Source organism: Rahnella inusitata, assembly GCF_965118895.1.
GTDB classification, from domain to species: domain Bacteria; phylum Pseudomonadota; class Gammaproteobacteria; order Enterobacterales; family Enterobacteriaceae; genus Rahnella; species Rahnella inusitata_A.
This window is the reverse complement of the sequence record NZ_CBCPJJ010000020.1, coordinates 1-18,717: the sequence shown is the minus strand read 5'-3', so window position 1 is coordinate 18,717 and position 18,717 is coordinate 1. Positions and strand designations below refer to the sequence as shown.

The 18,717-nt window shown below is 50.9% G+C and carries 19 protein-coding genes, 4 tRNA genes and 1 pseudogene; 7 read left to right on the top strand and 17 right to left on the bottom strand.

Annotation, left to right across the window (positions count from 1 at the left end; translation table 11 throughout):
* The first annotated feature begins 13 nt into the window (after window positions 1-13).
* From ACMHLI_RS16705 to ACMHLI_RS16685, 5 genes are all read left to right on the top strand, one after another.
* On the top strand, window positions 14-136 hold the full coding sequence (locus ACMHLI_RS16705) for a GpE family phage tail protein (protein ID WP_200930282.1): 123 nt from the start codon (window positions 14-16) through the stop codon (window positions 134-136).
* A complete protein-coding gene (locus ACMHLI_RS16700; RefSeq protein WP_413530432.1) occupies window positions 129-1,823 on the top strand; it encodes a phage tail tape measure protein in 1,695 nt (564 codons plus the stop codon). Before ACMHLI_RS16705 ends, ACMHLI_RS16700 begins: the two co-directional genes overlap by 8 nt.
* The gene (locus ACMHLI_RS16695) at window positions 1,820-2,290 is read left to right on the top strand and encodes a phage tail protein (protein WP_413530431.1); all 471 of its coding nucleotides are present in this window, start codon (window positions 1,820-1,822) and stop codon (window positions 2,288-2,290) included. Before ACMHLI_RS16700 ends, ACMHLI_RS16695 begins: the two co-directional genes overlap by 4 nt.
* A 2-nt stretch (window positions 2,291-2,292) precedes the next feature.
* A complete protein-coding gene (locus ACMHLI_RS16690) occupies window positions 2,293-3,450 on the top strand; it encodes a contractile injection system protein, VgrG/Pvc8 family (RefSeq protein ID WP_413530430.1) in 1,158 nt (385 codons plus the stop codon).
* 66 nt (window positions 3,451-3,516) lie between these two features.
* Window positions 3,517-3,696 carry an ogr/Delta-like zinc finger family protein gene (locus ACMHLI_RS16685; RefSeq protein WP_112169374.1) on the top strand — a complete coding sequence of 60 codons (180 nt, stop codon included), beginning with the start codon at window positions 3,517-3,519 and terminating at the stop codon, window positions 3,694-3,696.
* Between the two features lie 92 nt (window positions 3,697-3,788).
* Here ACMHLI_RS16685 and rplS read toward each other — a convergent pair whose 3' ends face one another.
* From rplS to ffh, 5 genes are all read right to left on the bottom strand, one after another.
* Window positions 3,789-4,136, bottom strand: coding sequence for a 50S ribosomal protein L19 (rplS, locus tag ACMHLI_RS16680; RefSeq protein ID WP_056772777.1), 348 nt, complete (start codon window positions 4,134-4,136; stop codon window positions 3,789-3,791).
* Between the two features lie 77 nt (window positions 4,137-4,213).
* Window positions 4,214-4,957, bottom strand: coding sequence for a tRNA (guanosine(37)-N1)-methyltransferase TrmD (gene trmD / locus ACMHLI_RS16675; protein ID WP_056772780.1), 744 nt, complete (start codon window positions 4,955-4,957; stop codon window positions 4,214-4,216).
* Window positions 4,958-5,024: 67 nt separating this feature from the next.
* Window positions 5,025-5,573, bottom strand: a complete 549-nt coding sequence (gene rimM / locus ACMHLI_RS16670; RefSeq protein ID WP_413530429.1) for a ribosome maturation factor RimM — start codon at window positions 5,571-5,573, stop codon at window positions 5,025-5,027.
* Window positions 5,574-5,591: 18 nt separating this feature from the next.
* Entirely contained in the window at window positions 5,592-5,840 is a 249-nt protein-coding gene (gene rpsP / locus ACMHLI_RS16665; RefSeq protein WP_104924471.1) for a 30S ribosomal protein S16, read from the bottom strand.
* Window positions 5,841-6,029: 189 nt separating this feature from the next.
* Complete coding sequence (gene ffh / locus ACMHLI_RS16660) at window positions 6,030-7,391, bottom strand: signal recognition particle protein (RefSeq protein ID WP_413530428.1); 1,362 nt, start codon at window positions 7,389-7,391, stop codon at window positions 6,030-6,032.
* A gap of 164 nt (window positions 7,392-7,555) precedes the next feature.
* Between ffh and ACMHLI_RS16655 the strand changes: the two genes are divergently transcribed.
* A complete protein-coding gene (locus ACMHLI_RS16655; RefSeq protein WP_112169368.1) occupies window positions 7,556-8,350 on the top strand; it encodes an inner membrane protein YpjD in 795 nt (264 codons plus the stop codon).
* A 13-nt stretch (window positions 8,351-8,363) separates the two neighbouring features.
* Window positions 8,364-9,653 carry an HlyC/CorC family transporter gene (locus ACMHLI_RS16650; protein ID WP_413530427.1) on the top strand — a complete coding sequence of 430 codons (1,290 nt, stop codon included), beginning with the start codon at window positions 8,364-8,366 and terminating at the stop codon, window positions 9,651-9,653.
* A gap of 65 nt (window positions 9,654-9,718) precedes the next feature.
* On the opposite strand, the gene luxS is transcribed toward ACMHLI_RS16650, so the two are convergent.
* The 12 genes and pseudogenes from luxS to recA form a co-directional block, all read right to left on the bottom strand.
* On the bottom strand, window positions 9,719-10,234 hold the full coding sequence (luxS, locus tag ACMHLI_RS16645) for an S-ribosylhomocysteine lyase (RefSeq protein ID WP_413530426.1): 516 nt from the start codon (window positions 10,232-10,234) through the stop codon (window positions 9,719-9,721).
* A gap of 157 nt (window positions 10,235-10,391) precedes the next feature.
* The gene (gshA, locus tag ACMHLI_RS16640; protein ID WP_413530425.1) at window positions 10,392-11,963 is read right to left on the bottom strand and encodes a glutamate--cysteine ligase; all 1,572 of its coding nucleotides are present in this window, start codon (window positions 11,961-11,963) and stop codon (window positions 10,392-10,394) included.
* Between the two features lie 85 nt (window positions 11,964-12,048).
* Complete coding sequence (locus ACMHLI_RS16635; protein WP_413530424.1) at window positions 12,049-12,477, bottom strand: YqaA family protein; 429 nt, start codon at window positions 12,475-12,477, stop codon at window positions 12,049-12,051.
* Window positions 12,474-13,040: a fructose-1-phosphate/6-phosphogluconate phosphatase gene (yqaB, locus tag ACMHLI_RS16630; protein ID WP_413530423.1), complete on the bottom strand. Its 567-nt coding sequence runs from the start codon at window positions 13,038-13,040 to the stop codon at window positions 12,474-12,476. The genes ACMHLI_RS16635 and yqaB overlap by 4 nt, the downstream gene beginning before the upstream one ends.
* Before the next feature lie 316 nt (window positions 13,041-13,356).
* Window positions 13,357-13,433, bottom strand: a tRNA-Arg gene (locus ACMHLI_RS16625).
* Window positions 13,434-13,613: 180 nt separating this feature from the next.
* Window positions 13,614-13,690, bottom strand: a tRNA-Arg gene (locus tag ACMHLI_RS16620).
* 110 nt (window positions 13,691-13,800) lie between these two features.
* A tRNA-Arg gene (locus ACMHLI_RS16615) sits at window positions 13,801-13,877 on the bottom strand.
* Window positions 13,878-13,885: 8 nt separating this feature from the next.
* Window positions 13,886-13,978: transfer RNA gene (locus ACMHLI_RS16610), tRNA-Ser, on the bottom strand.
* Between the two features lie 325 nt (window positions 13,979-14,303).
* A complete protein-coding gene (gene csrA, locus ACMHLI_RS16605) occupies window positions 14,304-14,489 on the bottom strand; it encodes a carbon storage regulator CsrA (RefSeq protein WP_013574027.1) in 186 nt (61 codons plus the stop codon).
* A gap of 255 nt (window positions 14,490-14,744) precedes the next feature.
* Window positions 14,745-17,372 (bottom strand): alanine--tRNA ligase, encoded by a 2,628-nt coding sequence (gene alaS, locus ACMHLI_RS16600; protein WP_413530422.1) that lies wholly within the window; start codon window positions 17,370-17,372, stop codon window positions 14,745-14,747.
* A gap of 138 nt (window positions 17,373-17,510) precedes the next feature.
* Window positions 17,511-18,077, bottom strand: a complete 567-nt coding sequence (recX, locus tag ACMHLI_RS16595; protein ID WP_413530456.1) for a recombination regulator RecX — start codon at window positions 18,075-18,077, stop codon at window positions 17,511-17,513.
* Window positions 18,078-18,317: 240 nt separating this feature from the next.
* Window positions 18,318-18,717 (bottom strand): annotated as a pseudogene (recA, locus tag ACMHLI_RS16590) (recombinase RecA); the annotation flags it as partial.

Sequence of the window (18,717 nt, the reverse complement as noted above, 5' to 3'; positions counted from 1 at the left end):
CGTTGATGATCTGATGGCAGACATCGCGGTGATCTTCCACTGGCCGCCGTCCGAGATGGACGGCATGTCGCTCACCGATCTGTTGAGCTGGCGATATAAAGCACTGCAACGCAGCGGAGTCAAAACAGATGAGTAATGTCGGGCAACTCCCCACTACGCTGGGGAACATCAATAAGCAGCTAAAATCTCTGAAAGCCGCGACGGAAAATGTCTGGCGGAATTTTACGACGCTGCCGAAAAAGACGTTATACAGCGTCATTTCAGATGATATCAGCGATATCGTCTTGGACTTCCAGGCGCTGGAGAAACAAACACGAGTAATGGAAAACGTCTCCGGTGAGCAATATAAGCTATTCCCTGAAGTGCCGGGGGTATTCCTCCGCCAGAATTTTATTGATCAACAGAGCCATGACCTTCACGGTCAGGGCGCGAAGACTGAGTTACGTACCCTCCTTGTCGAACAACAAACCAGTGACATTAGCGGGCAAACAATACCCAGGCCGGAAAGCGCTGAGGCAAACAAAAACACGGGTATCGCAGCGATTAACTTTGCTCATCCTCAGCTGGAACTGGCAAAAGAGTTTCTGAAACCTGGCGCCGAACTGCAGGCCGCGCTTTCGGACGTTCAGTCGGTGCTTGGCCTGAAAAATGACGATCCGCGCCTCGCGGCGTTACGTCAGCAAAGCCTGTCGATGGCGGCGTCTGGCCATGCCCCCTCAGAGGTGGTGGCCACGCAGAAGAAACTCGCCGGGGACGGGCTAGATGCCAGTCAGGTTCTGGCGCAAACACCGGCTCAGCTCAACGGCGATACGCCGGAGGCACAAATGGCCGTAACGGTGAAAAGTGACAACCTTGACGGCGATATCACCAAACTGTTTGCGACCTGGGAAACCTTGCGCATCAATCTGTTTGAAGGACAAAGCTCAGCGCTGCGCGAACTAACGCAAACCGCCACCGGCTGGCTGACAACGCTCAATACCTGGATAACCGATAATCCACAGCTGGTGAATTCCCTGCTCGGCCTTGCTTTAGGGGTTACCGGTATTGTCGGCGGGCTGAGTTCGCTGAGTGCCGCCATCGCGCCGGTACTGAGCGGCGTCAATATGCTGATGGCCGGAACCGGCGTACTCGGCCCTCTCTTGACCAGTACCGGCGGCATGATTGCAGCCGCTTTTACAGCCATCGGGTTGCCGCTGTTGCCGGTCATCGCCCTGATTGCCGGTATTGGCGTCGCCATCGTAAAACTCTGGGAGCCAATCAGTGCTTTTGTCAGCGGGTTAGTCGCGGGTTTCAGTTCTGCCATAGGGCCGATCACTCTGACATTCGCACCTTTCAAAGCTGCGCTCGGGTGGATAACTGATTTGTTTACGCCGATTAAATTTACGCAGGATCAGCTGGCGGGATTTAGCAACGTTGGCAAACTGGTTGGGGAAGCCATCGGAGAAATCTTCGTGACACTCTCGAAAGCCGTCTCTCAAATCGGGGAAGTCTTTAACTGGGCGCGTAAGGGCGTCGATTCCGTTCTGAATATTTTCAGTAGTGACTCTGATGAACCTGCTGAGAGCCTAAGTGCGCCAGCGGCCCTTGCGCCGAATCTTTCGCCGACAGGTGGAACGCTCAGCCTGTACCAGCCTGCCAAAAACAACTTTGCCAATAATCTGACCGATAACCGGGCAACGACCATGAATTTCAGTTTTACCGCCACCCCTGAAACAGACTATCCAAAAATTCAGGGCTTTATTACCCAGGCAATGAATGAGCGCGACAGGAATTATGAGAACGCGCTGCACAGCCAGTTCAGTAACGGAGGCTTCTACTCATGATGATGTCGCTGGGTTTATTTGTATTCAAACTGAGCACCCTCCCCTATCAGACCACCAGTCATCAGGTGAATTACACCTGGGCGGAAAACGCCCGTTTCGGACAGCGGGCGGTTTCGCAATTTCTGGGATTGGGTAAGGAAACGTTGAAACTGAAGGGGCAACTCCTGCCAGAACTGACCGGTGGCATGCGCTATCTGCAAACCCTGCAAAGCATGGCGGATTCAGGCCGGGCATGGCCGCTGATTGAAGGGAACGGCACTATCTATGGCATGTTTGTCATTGAGAGCCTGACCAATGACAACGGCGAATTCAATTCAAACGGGCAGGCGCGGAGCATTACTTTCAGCGTCATTCTAAAAAGGGTGGATGAATCTCAGGCCGCCATGTTTGGCGACCTGATGGCGCAGGCTGAAGGTTTGTATAACAAGGCCAGTTCGGCAATCGGCAATTTTATTACGGGAGGATAACGATGCTTACCGATGTTCAGTTACCCGCTGGCGCACGGATCGCGCCGGCTTTTACCCTGAAAATAAAGAATAAGGTGCTGGAACAAAGTGTCACCGACCGCATCATCAGTCTCACCGTCAATGACAAGAGCGGATTCGCCGCAGATGATCTGACACTCAAATTCGACGATGCCGACGGACAACTGCAAATGCCCGCCAGAGGCACTCTTTTGCATTTGCATATCGGGTGGTCGAAACAGGCTTTATACGACTGCGGGTACTTCATTGTGGATACCGTAACCCACCAGGGGTCACCAGATATTGTGATCGTTACCGCCCGCAGCGCCGATTTTCGGGGAACGTTCGAAACGAAACGCAGTCAGTCTTATGATGACTACACGCTGGGAGCGATCGTAAGGATCCTCTCAGCGCGCAATAATCTCTCTTTGCCGTTTATTGCGCCGGAGCTCGATAGCATTAAGATCCCCCACATCGATCAGACCGATGAAAATGACGGATATTTCCTCACCCGGCTGGCTCAAAACTACGGCGCGCAAGCCACGGTGAAAAATGGCGCTATTATCTTTTTCAAACCTTATTCAGCAAGGAGCGCCTCCGGGCAAACGCTGCCGTGGAAAACGCTGGTACGCAGCGACGGCGATGAGCATATTTTCAAAGTGATTGATCAGAAGGCCTACAGCGGCGTGATTGCCCAGTCTTATGATGTGAAAACGGCGGCCACCAGCAGCGTAGCCCTGAAAAGAATACCGTCAGCAAACCCTGCCTCGCAAAAGCAACATCCATTAGCCATCAAAACGGCGGGCGCTGAGTCTGAGAAAACGCCACCACTAAAAAGTTATACCGCGGGATCCGGGGAAAACGTTCTCAAACTCCCTAAAATTTATCCCGATGAAGAGTCCGCAATGCGCGCGGCGGATTCTGTCTTTAATCAGATCCAGGCGGATTCAGCATCCTTTAGCATCAGGCTGGCGATGGGCCGTGCCGATCTCAGCGCTCAGACACCGCTGAATGTTCAGGGCTTCAAAAATGTAGTCGACGACCAGAGCTGGATTATCGACTCAGTTGAACATAGCCTCAATGAAAAGGGATTTACAACAAAGTTGAATTTGAAGATTTATGTGGCGGATATCACGTACCAGTCATCAATATCACAACCTTAAACTTGCTTTTGCAAGTTTAAGGTTTCATAATGACCTCATCGCTTACCTGTCATGCCGGAGGTTTTTATGATGCATTGCCCGCTTTGTGGAAAAGTCGCCCACACACGTTCAAGCCGTTATCTGAGTGAGTCTACGAAGGAACGGTATCATCAGTGCCAGAACATCGAGTGCAGCTGCACCTTCGCCACACACGAATCCGTCGCCCGCGTCATTTCAAAACCCGGGAGCGAAAAATCAGCGGCGTAGTCAAATTGTGGTCATTCAGATATAAAAAAGGGGTTAGCCATTGGCCAACCCCTTGTTCTCTATTAACTAGTCGATGTCGCGTTAGCGATACCTTAGTTAAGACGCTCTTTGATACGAGCAGACTTACCAGTACGCTCACGCAGGTAGTACAGTTTAGCTTTACGAACGGCACCACGACGTTTAACAGCAATGCTGTCGATTACTGGGGAGTGAGTCTGGAATACACGCTCAACACCTTCGCCGTTAGAAATTTTGCGAACAGTGAATGCAGAGTGCAGACCGCGGTTACGAATAGCGATAACCACGCCCTCGAATGCCTGCAGACGCTTTTTAGAACCTTCAACGACCCATACCTTAACTTCCACGGAATCACCCGGACGGAATGCAGGTACGTCTTGCTTCATCTGCTCTTGTTCGATCTGTTTAATGATATTGCTCATAATATGTCTCTTACCCTAGGTAAACTGATATATCGGGAAGGCCTGGCAAAGTGCTCAAGCGGTCCCTCATAGTTTTGTTAACTGAGTCGATGTTCCTTTTGGAACTCTCTCAGTAACACCTCTTGCTCGTCAGTCAGAGCTAGGTTTTCCAGAAGTTCAGGTCTTCTAAGCCAGGTTCGACCCAGCGACTGTTTCAGGCGCCAGCGACGTATATCAGCGTGGTTTCCCGACAGTAAAACTGACGGTACCTCCATGCCTTCCAACACTTCAGGGCGGGTATAGTGGGGGCAGTCGAGCAATCCGTCAGCGAAAGAATCTTCTTCTGCTGAAGCCTGACGACCCAGAACGCCCGGTATAAAGCGGGAAACTGAATCAATCAGAGTCATTGCCGGCAACTCACCACCGCTGAGAACATAATCACCAATTGACCATTCTTCATCAATTTCGGTTTTGATTACGCGCTCATCAATCCCTTCATAACGGCCACACACCAGAATAATTTTCTGATGGGCCGCCAGTTCGCAAACACCGGTTTGATCCAGTTTGCGACCCTGAGGTGAAAGATAAATCACTTTCACACCCTCGCCTGCCGCTGCTTTTGCTGCATGAATCGCTTCCCGTAAAGGTTGCACCATCATCAGCATGCCGGGACCACCGCCATAAGGGCGCTCATCCACGGTACGATGTCGATCGTATGCGAAGTCACGAGGACTCCAGCAATTTACGCTCAACAGGCCATTCTTAACTGCCCGGCCAGTTACCCCGTAATCGGTGATTGCGCGGAACATCTCAGGAAACAGGCTAATTATACCGATCCACATAGCCTACCCCTTACAAATGCTTTGCCGCTCAACCCGCCGTTGTTTACATCAGTAAACGTTACGGAGGTCAAAAACCAGGATCCCAATCTACTTCGACGATGCGAGTAGCGAGATCGACTTTCTTGATAACCTGCCCATCGAGGAACGGAATCAACCGCTCCTTGAGTCCGAAGGCATCTTTCAGGTTGGCTTTGACTACCATCACGTCGTTAGAACCGGTTTCCATCATATCGATGATTTTGCCCAGTTCGTAACCGGAAGTTGTCACTACCTGGCAACCAAAAAGGTCTTTCCAGTAATAGTCACCGTCTTCCAGTGTGGGTAGCTGCTTTGAATCGACGACAATTTCGCAATTGGTCAGCAGATTCGCTGCATCCCGATCATCAACGCCTTTGACTTTGATAATCAGGTCCTGAGTGTGGCGTTTCCAGCCTTCCAGCTCGATAACCTGCCACTTACCGGCACGCTGGATAAACCAGGGCTGGTATTCGAAGATGCTTTCAGCGTCTTCGGTGGATGAAAACACTCTGAGCCAACCACGAATGCCGTATGTTGAACCCATTTTGCCGAGTACTAACGGCTCAGCGGGTACCACTGGATTGGATTGCTTGCTCATTGCCACCACCGCGACAGATTAAGCTGCTTTCTTAGCGTCTTTGATCAGCGAAGAAACGCGATCAGAAACGGTTGCACCCAGATCTACCCAATGGGTAATACGATCCAGGTCCAGACGCAGTGCTTCAGCCTGGCCAGAAGCCAATGGGTTGAAGAAACCTACGCGTTCGATGAAACGACCGTCACGAGCGTTGCGGCTGTCGGTCACTACTACTTGATAAAACGGACGCTTTTTTGCGCCGCCACGTGCTAAACGAATTGTTACCATAACATCCTCTTTAGTTAATAAAACAACCAGACCCCATCGGGGAACGGGGTCTGGTTGCAATATAAAAAGCCCCAAAATTTTACTCATTTTGGCGCAAAAAGCAATCGAAAGCGTAGATTGCCTCCTTCGCTATTTGCCTGAGTACGTTTGGGGCCGTTTATGTGGCTGATAAATAGCCAGTCTTGTCGATTAGCGGCCTGGGAAACCCGGTGGCATCATACCTTTCATGCCACGCATCATTTTCGCCATACCGCCATTCTTCATTTTCTTCATCATGCGCTGCATGTCGTCAAACTGCTTGAGTAAGCGGTTAACGTCCTGCACCTGCATGCCCGAACCCATCGCAATACGTCGCTTACGGGAACCTTTAATAATTTCTGGCTTAGCACGCTCTTTCATCGTCATCGAATTGATGATCGCTTCCATACGCACCAGCACTTTATCGTCCATCTGAGATTTCACGTTGTCCGGCAATTGCCCGACGCCCGGCAATTTACTCATCATGTTCGCCATACCGCCCATGTTGCGCATTTGCTTAAGCTGATCGAGGAAGTCGGTCAGGTCGAAACCGTCGCCTTTTTTGAGCTTGCTGGCCAGTTTCTCAGCCTGCGCGCGGTCGACTTTACTCTCAATATCTTCGATAAGTGAAAGAACGTCACCCATGCCCAAAATACGTGAAGCGATACGATCCGGATGGAAAGGCTCCAGCGCATCGTTTTTTTCACCCATCCCGAGGAATTTAATCGGTTTGCCCGTGATATGGCGAATTGAGAGTGCAGCACCACCACGCGCGTCACCATCAACTTTCGTCAGGATCACACCCGTCAGCGGCAGCGCTTCGTTAAACGCTTTCGCCGTGTTTGCAGCATCCTGGCCGGTCATGGCATCGACAACAAACAGCGTTTCAACCGGATTAATCGCGGCGTGAACCTGTTTGATCTCGTCCATCATCGCTTCGTCGACGTGTAAACGGCCGGCGGTATCGACGATCAGAACGTCATAAAATTTCAGTTTGGCTTGCTGAAGGGCGCGGCGAACGATATCAACCGGCTTTTCCTGTGCATCCGACGGGAAAAAATCCACTTCAACTTGCTGTGCCAGCGTTTCCAGCTGTTTGATCGCCGCAGGGCGATAGACGTCGGCAGACACCACCAGCACTTTTTTCTTTTTCTTTTCTTTCAGGAATTTCGCCAGTTTACCGACGCTGGTGGTTTTACCCGCACCTTGTAAACCCGCCATCAGCACGACGGCCGGTGGCTGTGCCGCTAAATTGAGCTCGGTGTTCGCCTCGCCCATCGCGTTTTCCAGTTCTTTCTGGACAATTTTGACGAATTCCTGACCCGGTGTAAGGCTCTTATTGACCTCAACGCCAACGGCGCTCTCTTTCACCCGGTTGATGAAGTCACGAACGACCGGCAGCGCAACGTCCGCTTCCAGTAACGCCATGCGGACTTCACGCAACGTCTCTTTGATATTTTCTTCGGTCAGCCGCCCGCGGCCGCTGATATTGCGCAGTGTGCGCGACAATCGATCGCTTAAATTCTCAAACATCGTCTCTTGCTCAACGTAATGACAGGCCGCTTTTGCGACGTAATTGCGGGATTATAACACGAAGCGTTGACGATCTCTGCTTTGGCGTCTCAGATAGGTTGGAGCGTGACGCGGGTAACGTTATACTGCGGTTCTCATTCACTTTTCGATGCTACTGAAACGCTATGTCAGTTTTTGCTCTCGTCGCCATGTTGGCCTATCTGTTCAGCCTTGCACTGATCATTCCGAGCATCATTCGGAAGAACAGCGCATATCGGCGTCTGGCACTGATTTCCGTGGTGGTGGCGCTGGTGTGTCACGCCGTTGCGTTGCAGCAGCGCATCTTTGACGTCAGCACCGGCCAGAACCTGAGTCTGGTCAATATAGGCTCGGTGGTGAGTTTAATCATTGGCACGGTGATGACGATTGTCGCTTCGCGCAATCGTGGCTGGTTCGTTCTGCCGATCGTCTACAGTTTTTCTCTGATCAACCTGGCCTTTGTGACATTTCTGCCGGGCGAGTTCATTACGCATCTGGAGGAAAGCAAAGGGCTGCTGGTCCACATCGGCCTGGCGTTGTTCTCTTATGCGACGCTGATGATTGCCGCACTCTACGCACTGCAGCTGGCGTGGCTCGATTACCAGCTCAAGAACAAACGTCTCACCTTTACTGCCGATATGCCGCCACTGATGAGCATCGAGCGTAAACTTTTTCACATCACCCAGATCGGTGTCATTTTACTGACGCTGACGCTGTGCACCGGTTTGCTGTATCTGAACAATCTGTTCAGCCCGGAGAATATCGACAAGGCCGTCTTATCGATACTGGCATGGTTCGTTTATATCGTCCTGCTGTGGGGACATTATCACGAAGGCTGGCGTGGCCGCCGCGTGGTATGGTTCAGCATGGCTGGCGCCATTCTTCTGACTCTCGCCTATTTTGGCAGTCGCCTGATCCAGCAAATCATGGTTCATCAATAATAAGGAATTCCCGTTGGAGCACGTCTCGACAACAACCCTGATCATCATATTGATCATCATGGTGGTGGTTTCGGCTTATTTTTCAGCCTCCGAAACCGGTATGATGACACTCAACCGTTACCGGTTACGTCACCTGGCCAAGCAGGGTAACCGCGGTGCACGTCGCGTCGAAAAGCTGTTAAAACGCCCGGATCAATTGATTAGTCTGGTGCTCATCGGCAACAATCTGGTCAACATCCTTGCTTCCGCTCTGGCAACAATTGTGGGTATCCGCCTCTACGGCGATGCTGGCGTTGCGATTGCCACCGGCGTGCTGACTTTCGTGGTACTGCTGTTTGCCGAAGTGTTGCCGAAAACCTTCGCGGCACTGAACCCGGAACGCATCGCTTTCCCAAGCAGTATTTTGTTGCGCCCGCTGCAAACCATCATGATGCCTTTAGTGTGGATCCTTAACAGTCTCTCGCGTCTGCTGATGACCATGTGCGGTATCAAAACCACTACCAGCCTCAGCGATGCGATGAGCAAAGAAGAGCTGCGGACTATCGTGAATGAATCGCGCTCGCAAATCTCCCGTCGAAATCAGGACATGCTGCTTTCCGTGCTCGACCTTGAGAAGGTGACGGTCGATGACATCATGGTGCCGCGCAATGAAATCGTCGGTATCGATATCAACGATGACTGGAAATCCATCATCCGCCAGCTGACGCATTCACCGCATGGTCGTATTGTGCTTTACCGTGACTCACTCGATGACGCCATCGGCATGCTGCGCCTGCGCGAAGCGTATCGTCTGATGACCGAGAAGAAAGAGTTCACCAAAGAAAACCTGCTGCGCGCCGCCGATGAGATTTACTACATCCCGGAAGGCACACCGCTGAATATTCAGTTGGTCAAGTTCCAGCGCAATAAGAAAAAAGCCGGAATTGTGGTCGATGAGTACGGCGATATACAGGGGTTGGTGACAGTAGAGGATATCCTCGAGGAAATCGTCGGTGATTTTACCACGTCGATGTCACCGACACTGGCCGAAGAGGTGACGCCTCAAAGCGATGGTTCCGTTGTGATTGAAGGCAGTGCGAACGTCCGTGAACTGAACAAAGCCTTTAACTGGAATCTGCCTGCTGACGGGCCACGAACCATGAATGGCATGCTACTGGAAGTGCTGGAAGAGATCCCAGTCATCGGCACAAACTTGCGGATTAAGAATTATGAAGTCGAAATTCTGGATGTGCAGGAGAACATGATCAAACAGGTTCAGGTACGCCCTCTCCAACCCTTACAAAGCACCGTAAATCAGCGCTAGCAGCAAGAGTTGCAGACATAAAAAAGACGCGAAATTCGCGTCTTTTTTTGCTTCTGCCCAATGAACTAGATGTGCAATTCAGACAGTTTTTCTTTTGGCAGAGCCAGATCGTCGTTACGGTTCACGACAACGTCGTGATCGAGAATGTGCTGCGCGATTTCCTGCGCTTCTTTCAGAGAATGCATCTCGAAGGTACCGCACTGATACTCATTCAGCTCAGGGATCTGACGTTGTTCTTTCACCTTCAGAACATCTGCCATCGCCGCTTTCCAGGAATCAGCGACCAACTGCTCTTCCGGCACACCGATCAGGCTCATATAGAACCCGGTACGGCAACCCATCGGAGAAATATCGATGATCTCAACGCCGTTTCCGTTCAGGTGATTACGCATAAAGCCTGCGAACAGGTGCTCCAGCGTATGAATACCACGCTCAGGCATCACTTCAATATTCGGGCGGCAGAAGCGCAGATCGAACACAGTGATGGTGTCCCCGTGCGGGGTTTTCATGGTTTTTGCGACGCGAACAGCAGGTGCTGCCATACGGGTATGGTCTACGGTAAAGCTATCCAACAGTGGCATATCGTCACCTCTCCTAAATAAATTAAATTTTTTTACGAACTCAGGAAACCTTTTCCCAGCATGCGGGTCTTAATTAGTGAAAGACGCGCATTTGTTATCATCATCCCTGTAAACAGAGATGTTTATTTGGCCACATTAATTGTGGCCTTTTTCTTTTTTACTCTTCGGTACCACCTGCGTGAGCAGCCAGATAGTCTTCTAAGCTTAGCGTGTCACTGGCTTCCATGTCGCGCTGACGCTGCCATGAACCATCCTGCTCTGCCAGCAATGCGCTTTCATCCAATACTTCCAGCGGTTCGCTGACCAGCATCTGACGATATTTCTCGGCCAGTTCCAGTCCTAAATTACCCACGCCCTGCTGTTTCAGTGCTTTCAGAATACGCGCGGAGTAAGTCAGCTCCGGATCATCAAACGCCGCAACCAGTTCCTTACAAACGTCCTGATACAGATGATCGCCATTCTGACTGTCCATCACCTGTGCCACGCGGTTCAAATCAGCGAACAAATCTTTGCCAACCTGATCCAGCGGTTTGCGTTCGTCATAACAACCGATGCCGATCGTCTGACCCGGCTTACGCCCTTCGAGGATCACGCGGTTCCAGTTCTGGCGGGTACAACGCAGCTCATCGCTGTTCATCTCAGGCGCGTCAGCTAAGGCACACCATACCAAAAACAGATCGAGGAAACGCGCCTGCGTCGCATCAATCCCTACAGGGGAGAATGGATTGACGTCCAGCGATCGCACCTCAATGTATTCGATCCCACCACGCAGCAACGCCTCAGAAGGTGTTTCACCTGATTTAGTCACGCGCTTAGGACGGATTGGCGCATAAAGCTCGTTCTCAATCTGTAACACATTGGTGTTCAGTTGCAGATATTTTCCGTCTTTCTTCACTCCCATTTGGGCATATTCTGCCGATGGCGTGCGGATCGCCCTTTTAACGCCTTTCACATAAGTTTCAAGATCGTTAAAGGTGATATCCAGATTGCTCTGCGATTTGTTGGTGTAGCCCAAATCACTCAGACGCAGTGACGTCGCATATGGGAGATAACACATCCCGCCTTCGGTATATTCGAAAGGCAGGTCTGTCTTACGACCTTTGAGGAAAGATGAACAGATCGCAGGCGACGCGCCAAACAGGTACGGGATCACCCAGCCGAAGCGGTAATAGTTGCGGATCAGCTTAAAGTAACCCGCTGAAATCGCTTCTTTGCCGCTTTTCGCATCCGTCACGCCCAGACGCTCTTGCCAGAATGACAATGGCAGTGAGAAGTTGTAATGGATGCCGGAAATGACCTGCATCAGCGCGCCGTAACGGTTCTTCAGGCCTTCGCGATACAGCGTTTTCATGCGCCCGACGTTAGACGAACCGTACTGCGCGAGTTCGATGTCCTGTCCGGATTCGATAAAGCACGGCATGCTGAATGGCCACATGCGCTCATCACCAAGCTCACGCGCAACGTGACGATGAATGTCACGCAGAAACGCCATCAGATGCTCGATATTGTCATCGACGGGCGTAATAAATTCTAATAAGGCTTCAGCAAAATCGGTGGTGATCCAGCGATGCGTCAACGCCGCACCTAAGGATTCCGGATGTCCGGTTGTCGCTAATGAACCATCGGGATTAACACGCAGCGTTTCACGCTCAATACCGCGACGAATACCTTTAAGTGCCTGAGGATGCGCTTCCAGCCAGGAAAGCGCCTGTGATACATCCGGGATCAAATTGACCTCCCGCTCTGTGAAATCATTGATTTGCAAGCATAGTGAGTCTGCATAGATGTGACCATAATTGATGACTGATGCCAATCTAACCGAACCATGAAAGTCCCTGTAGCGTTACCACAGTAATAAGAACGTAACGCACCGCTTTTCCAATAAACATGAAAAAGACCACCGGACCCCACGGCATTCGCAGCCAACCTGCTAAAACGCATAACACATCGCCAATCACCGGTAGCCAGCTCAGCAATAAAGCGGCCGGTCCGAAGCGCTTCAGCCAGCCTTCTGCAACGTGTAACCCACGCTGAGGCTTTAGCTGCGGCAGAAAGCGTCCGATGATGACGTTAGTTATGCCACCTAAGGTATTGCCAACAGAAGCGGACAAAACCAGTGCCGCTGGCATTGCACTGCCAGCTGACAATAAAGCGACTAATAAGACTTCTGAGTTGCCGGGTAACAACGTGGCACTTAAAAAGCTGCTGCCAAATAAGGAAGCCAGCGCCACGGCGCTACTCACAGCGTACGCACGTCCACAAAAGCCATGTTGGCGCGTTTTGCCGCCTCAATACCAAAATCTGCATCTTCAAAGACGACGCATTTTTCAGGAGGCACGCCGATGAGCTCAGCGCAACGCAAAAAGGTATCTGGTGCGGGTTTATGGTTCTGCACATCATTAGCGCCTACGATCGCATCAAAGCAATCACGTAAGCCTAAGTGACGCAACAGAGCATCCGCCATCCAGTGTTCACTGCCCGTGCCTACCGCCATCGGACGGCGACCGTGATATGCCTTGACGACATCAATCAACGGCAACGGACGTACCGTGTCCAGCAACATTTCCTGCACCGCAGCGGTTTTCTCAGCGGCCAGAAGATGCGGATCCATCTCGACATGATTACTGTCGATCACAAACTTGGCGATGCGCCAGGTCGGAGAACCGTTCAGGGCAACCATGGATTCGACATCAAACTGCATGCTGTATTTGGTTAATACCTGATGCCATGCCTTACGATGAGTTGGCTCGGTATCCAATATGGTGCCATCCATATCAAATATTAGCCCTTCGTATTGATCGTACATCGAATGCTCCATGCTCACGAAAAAACTGGAAAACTACTTTATCGCAAAGTCTGGTGAAAGTCGCATTTTGTCCGTTCGCAGAGCACATCCGAACACGTCGGAAAATCAGAGAAATGAGGAGAGAAGCGCGAAGATGAAATGCAGAAAGCAAAAAACCCGCCGAAGCGGGTTTCTCTAATAGGGTTCACTCGGGAAGATTACTCGGCTAATGCCTCGCCCTGCGGCGCCGTTGCTAAAGCAACGTTATCTTCCTTCGTGCTATCTGCATGTTGAGTGCAATATAAAATTTTTTCATCGCTTCAACATACACAAAATATGGTGCACCCAGGAAGATTCGAACTTCCGACCGCTCGGTTCGTAGCCGAGTACTCTATCCAGCTGAGCTATGGGTGCATTGGGGTAGTGCTGATTTTATTTCGGAAAATACTAAGAGGAAGAACGGTGCACCCAGGAAGATTACTCGGCAATGCCTCGCCCTACGGGCCGTTGCTAAAGCAACGTTATCTTCCTTCGTGCTATCTGCATGCTGAGTGCAATATAAAATCCTATCATCGCTTCAACACACACAAAATATGGTGCACCCAGGAAGATTCGAACTTCCGACCGCTCGGTTCGTAGCCGAGTACTCTATCCAGCTGAGCTATGGGTGCATTTTGATTCTTACTGCAGATTTACCTGACCATTTTTCCTTACTACATCGGCGTTAGCCTTTGCCCATTACGCTCATTTGATTGCAAATCAACATACGCTTTGGAAAGTATGGTGCACCCAGGAAGATTCGAACTTCCGACCGCTCGGTTCGTAGCCGAGTACTCTATCCAGCTGAGCTATGGGTGCATTTTAAATGGCGGTGAGGCGGGGATTCGAACCCCGGATGCAGCTTTTGACCGCATACTCCCTTAGCAGGGGAGCGCCTTCAGCCTCTCGGCCACCTCACCATACGCCTCTTGCGAGTGTGCTGATTAACTTCGTTCAAGCTCATCGGCACTGCGTGGCGCACATATTACTTTCTGGCCCTTATAAGTCAAACCCTTTTTTCCTAACAATCACTCGATTGGACATTTCACGCGCAACCTGCACAGTTTGAAGGCAATAAAGCGGGAAAAACGCAGAAAACTCACGTTATTTTTTGTGCAAAGGGGATGACCGCGCCGGGCTCAAAAGAAAAGAAAGCAGAAAAAACACAGAGAAATACTGGGAGGGAAATCGGTAATATGTAGAAAAGAGGTTTAGCGCCTCGCCTTCAGCGAGACGCCTCGTAAATCAGTAACTCGTCTGTTGAGATTTTTCAGCCTGGATACGCTGATAGATCTCTTCACGGTGGACGGAAACCTCTTTTGGCGCGTTCACACCAATACGTACCTGATTACCTTTAACACCTAAAACGGTAACAGTAACCTCATCGCCAATCATGAGGGTTTCACCAACTCGGCGAGTTAGAATCAGCATTCTTTGCTCCTTGAATAATTAAAAGAGTCGGGTCTCTCAGTTTCCCGGCCATTATCGATCATAAGCGGGTAAAACGTAAGCCATGACCCCTACATTAAATGTAAGCGGCCTGCAACTTCAGCCATGAGTACTTTTAGTTTAGCTGAAATCATCGTTGTCGCGACCCTGTCGCGAAGCCTACCCCACCATTAAGACTGAAAACGCCATATTGCACAATACATTATGGCGCCTTCCAGGTTTGCGATTTATTTCTTCTTACAGCTTGGATTCAACCCAGGCCTCTACGGTAGCCAGAGCCGCCGGTAAAGCCTGAACATCGCTTCCCCCTGCCTGTGCCATGTCAGGACGACCACCGCCTTTGCCGCCCACCTGCTGGGCAACAGAAGCAATCAGATCCCCTGCTTTGACACGATCAGTCAGATCTTTGGTCACACCGGCAATCAGGCTGACTTTATCGTCAGCGATGGTCGCCAGTACAATGATCACTGACCCTAACTGGTTTTTTAGATCATCAACCATCGTACGCAGAATTTTAGGCTCTACGTTATCCAGCTGACGAACTAACAACTTAACGCCTTTCACTTCTTTGGTCTGACCCGACAAGGACGCACTTTCCTGCGCAGCTTGCTGGCCTTTCACTTGCTGAAGTTCTTTTTCCAGCACGCGTGAACGTTCTATCAGGGAGCGGATTTTATCGGTGATACTGTTCACATCACCTTTCACCAGATGCGCGACATCTTGCAGCAAATCGCTTTGCTGATGCAGTGCATTGATGGCGTTTTCACCGGTAATCCCTTCGATACGACGGATACCCGCAGCGGTGCCGGATTCGCTTTGAATACGGAACAGGCCGATATCGCCGGTACGGCTGGCGTGCGTACCGCCACACAGTTCGGTAGAGAAATCACCCATGCTCAGCACACGGACGCTGTCTTCGTATTTTTCACCGAACAGCGCCATCGCACCTTTTTCCTTCGCTTCATCCAGATCCATGATGGTGGTCTGAATAGGCAGGTTACGACGAATTTGTGCGTTCACCAGATCTTCGACCTGACGAATCTCTTCGGGTTTCATCGCTTCAAAATGTGAGAAGTCGAAACGCAGATAATTGTCGTTAACCAAAGAACCTTTCTGCGCGACGTGCTTGCCCAGCACCTGACGTAATGCCGCGTGGAGTAAGTGAGTCGCAGAGTGGTTGAGACGAATACGGTCCCGGCGTGCTGCATCCACTTGTGCTTCAACGCTATCACCGACGCTCAGTTTACCCACGTTCAGCGAGCCCTGATGTCCGATAGCTTTACCGTACTTCTGGGTATCGGAGACATTGAAGACGCCAGATGCAGTTTTCAGGATGCCTTTATCACCCACCTGTCCACCGGATTCGCCATAGAATGGCGTATCATCCAGCACTACAATAGCGTTATCGCCTGCCTGAATTTCATTGACTGACTGACCGTCGATGAACAACGCGACCACTTTGGAATGGCGCTGCATATGTTCGTAGCCAGAGAACTGAGTGACGCCGTCCACACGAACCATGCTGTTGTAGTCTGCGCTGAAGCCGCTGGACTCACGAGCACGACGACGCTGAACTTCCATCGCCTTTTCGAAACCGACTTCGTCCACTTTCAGATTGCGCTCACGGCACACGTCAGCGGTTAAATCCAGCGGGAAACCGAAGGTGTCATACAGACGGAAAGCAATTTCGCCATCCAGGGTGTCGCCGGTCAGTGAGGACAACTCGTCGTCAAGCAAGGCCAGACCACGCTCCAGAGTACGGGCAAACTGCTCTTCTTCGGTTTTCAGCAGTTGCTCAACCATCGCCTGCTGCTGTTTCAGTTCTTCTGCCGCCGGGCCCATCACCTCAATCAACGGAGCAACCAGTTTATAGAAGAAGGTGTCTTTCGCGCCCAGCATGTTGCCGTGACGGATCGCGCGGCGAATGATACGACGCAGCACATAGCCACGGTTTTCATTTGAAGGGATCACGCCGTCAGCGATCAGGAATGCGCAAGAACGGATATGGTCGGCAATAACGCGCAGAGATTTGCTGGTCAAATCGGTCGCGCCAGTGACTTCAGCCACAGCGGCGATCAGTTTCTGGAACAGGTCGATGTCGTAGTTTGAGTTCACATGTTGCATAACAGCGGTGATACGCTCAAGCCCCATTCCGGTATCTACGGACGGTTTCGGCAGTGGCAGCATGGTGCCGTCAGACTGACGGTTAAACTGCATGAACACGATATTCCAGATTTCGATGTAGCGGTCGCCATCTTCTTCTGCAGAACCCGGAGGGCCGCCCCAGATGTGGTCGCCATGATCAAAGAAGATTTCGGTGCAAGGGCCGCAAGGACCGGTGTCACCCATCTGCCAGAAGTTATCAGAAGCGAACGCACCGCCTTTATTATCGCCGATGCGAATAATGCGTTCTTTTGGAACACCGACTTCTTTTTCCCAGATTTCAAATGCTTCGTCATCAGTCTCATAGACAGTGACCCACAGCTTTTCTTTCGGCAGATTGAACCAGTTTTCGCCGGTCAGTAATTCCCAGGCGTAGTTGATTGCATCATGCTTGAAGTAATCGCCGAAGCTGAAGTTGCCCAGCATTTCGAAAAAGGTGTGGTGACGTGCGGTATAACCGACGTTTTCGAGATCGTTGTGCTTACCGCCCGCGCGTACGCAACGCTGAGACGTAGTGGCACGGCTGTAATCGCGTTTATCCAGACCGAGGAAAACGTCTTTGAATTGGTTCATCCCGGCATTGGTAAACAACAGTGTCGGATCGTTTGTCGGAACAAGCGAACTGCTTGAAACAACGTTGTGTCCCTTGCTCTGGAAGAAATCGAGAAACGCTTGACGGATCTCAGCGGTGCTCTTGCTCATAAATATCCCGGAATCATGCTGGAAGAACGGCTCTTGAGCCGGATAACGCTGCATAGAGCAGCGATCTGTACAGCTCACGAACGAAAAAGTGCGGATAAGATAAAATTTCTGCGCGGGGAAGTAAAATACCGTATGCGGTCAATCGTCAAAATCGCGATAAATAGACTGTATTTCTTCCTGAAAGAAGCCGCGATAGAGCAAATAACGCAGAACTTTTGATTTTTCTTTCCAGTCAGTAGGCAAATCCTCACCAAATTTTCTGACTGCCAGTTCGCGCGCCAGAATACACCAGTCTACCTCGGTGTTTTCCAGTGCCGTCGTAATGATTTCTTTATCGACACCTTTTTGCATTAATTCCGAACGGATACGCTGAGCGCCATAGCCTTTGTTACTGCGCCCGGAAATATAGCGGTCAGCAAATTTGGCGTCATCCAGCCAATGATGCTGATAGCAATAGTCGATCACTGCCTGCACATGTTCTTCAGGGATCTCTTCCGGCACCGGACGCGGTTCGGGCTTAGCTCTGAGAATATCTTCCTCCGCGAACTCATTCTGCGCCGGTCGCTTGCGAGATGACCAGCTACTTTTCTTGTTCGCCGGTTTAACGAAAGGCACCGGTGGTGTACGCAACTTCTTACGCAGCTCCATCTCGCCGTGGTCGCGCTGTGAAAGCAGACGCATCGCACGGTTCATCAGCGAATTGATCTTCGCCGCGTCCGCATCTTTCTCCTGAGGGGAAAATAGCGAGGATGCGGCGCTTTCCTGTTCTACCTGTTCGAGCAGCTTTTGCAGATCAATGGTATTTCCATTGGGTGCTTTTTCATCGGACATGAGTGACTCCCCTGATGCGAAAAATGCCAGCCTGGAAACCAGGCTGGCATTTTTTCGACAACATTTTATTTTGAAAGTGAAGAGCAAGAGCCCTGCTTTCAGATACCGGCGAAATTAAAACTCTTCGCTGGTTTCCATATCGTCGTCTGCAAGTTCTGCGGTGGTGGCAGCGGCCAGTTCACCAGTACCACTCAACAACATATCACGCAGTTTCTTATCCAGCTCAGCAGCAATTTTCGGGTTTTCTTTCAGATAATTGCAGGAGTTAGATTTACCCTGACCAATCTTCTCACCGTTGTAGCTGTACCATGCGCCGGCTTTCTCGACCAGTTTGTGCTTAACGCCCAAATCGATCAGCTCACCGTTAATGTTGATGCCTTCACCGTATAAGATCTGGAATTCAGCCTGTTTGAAAGGTGCGGCGATTTTGTTCTTCACAACTTTCACGCGCGTTTCACTACCGATCACCACGTCGCCTTCTTTGATAGCGCCGATGCGGCGAATATCCAGACGC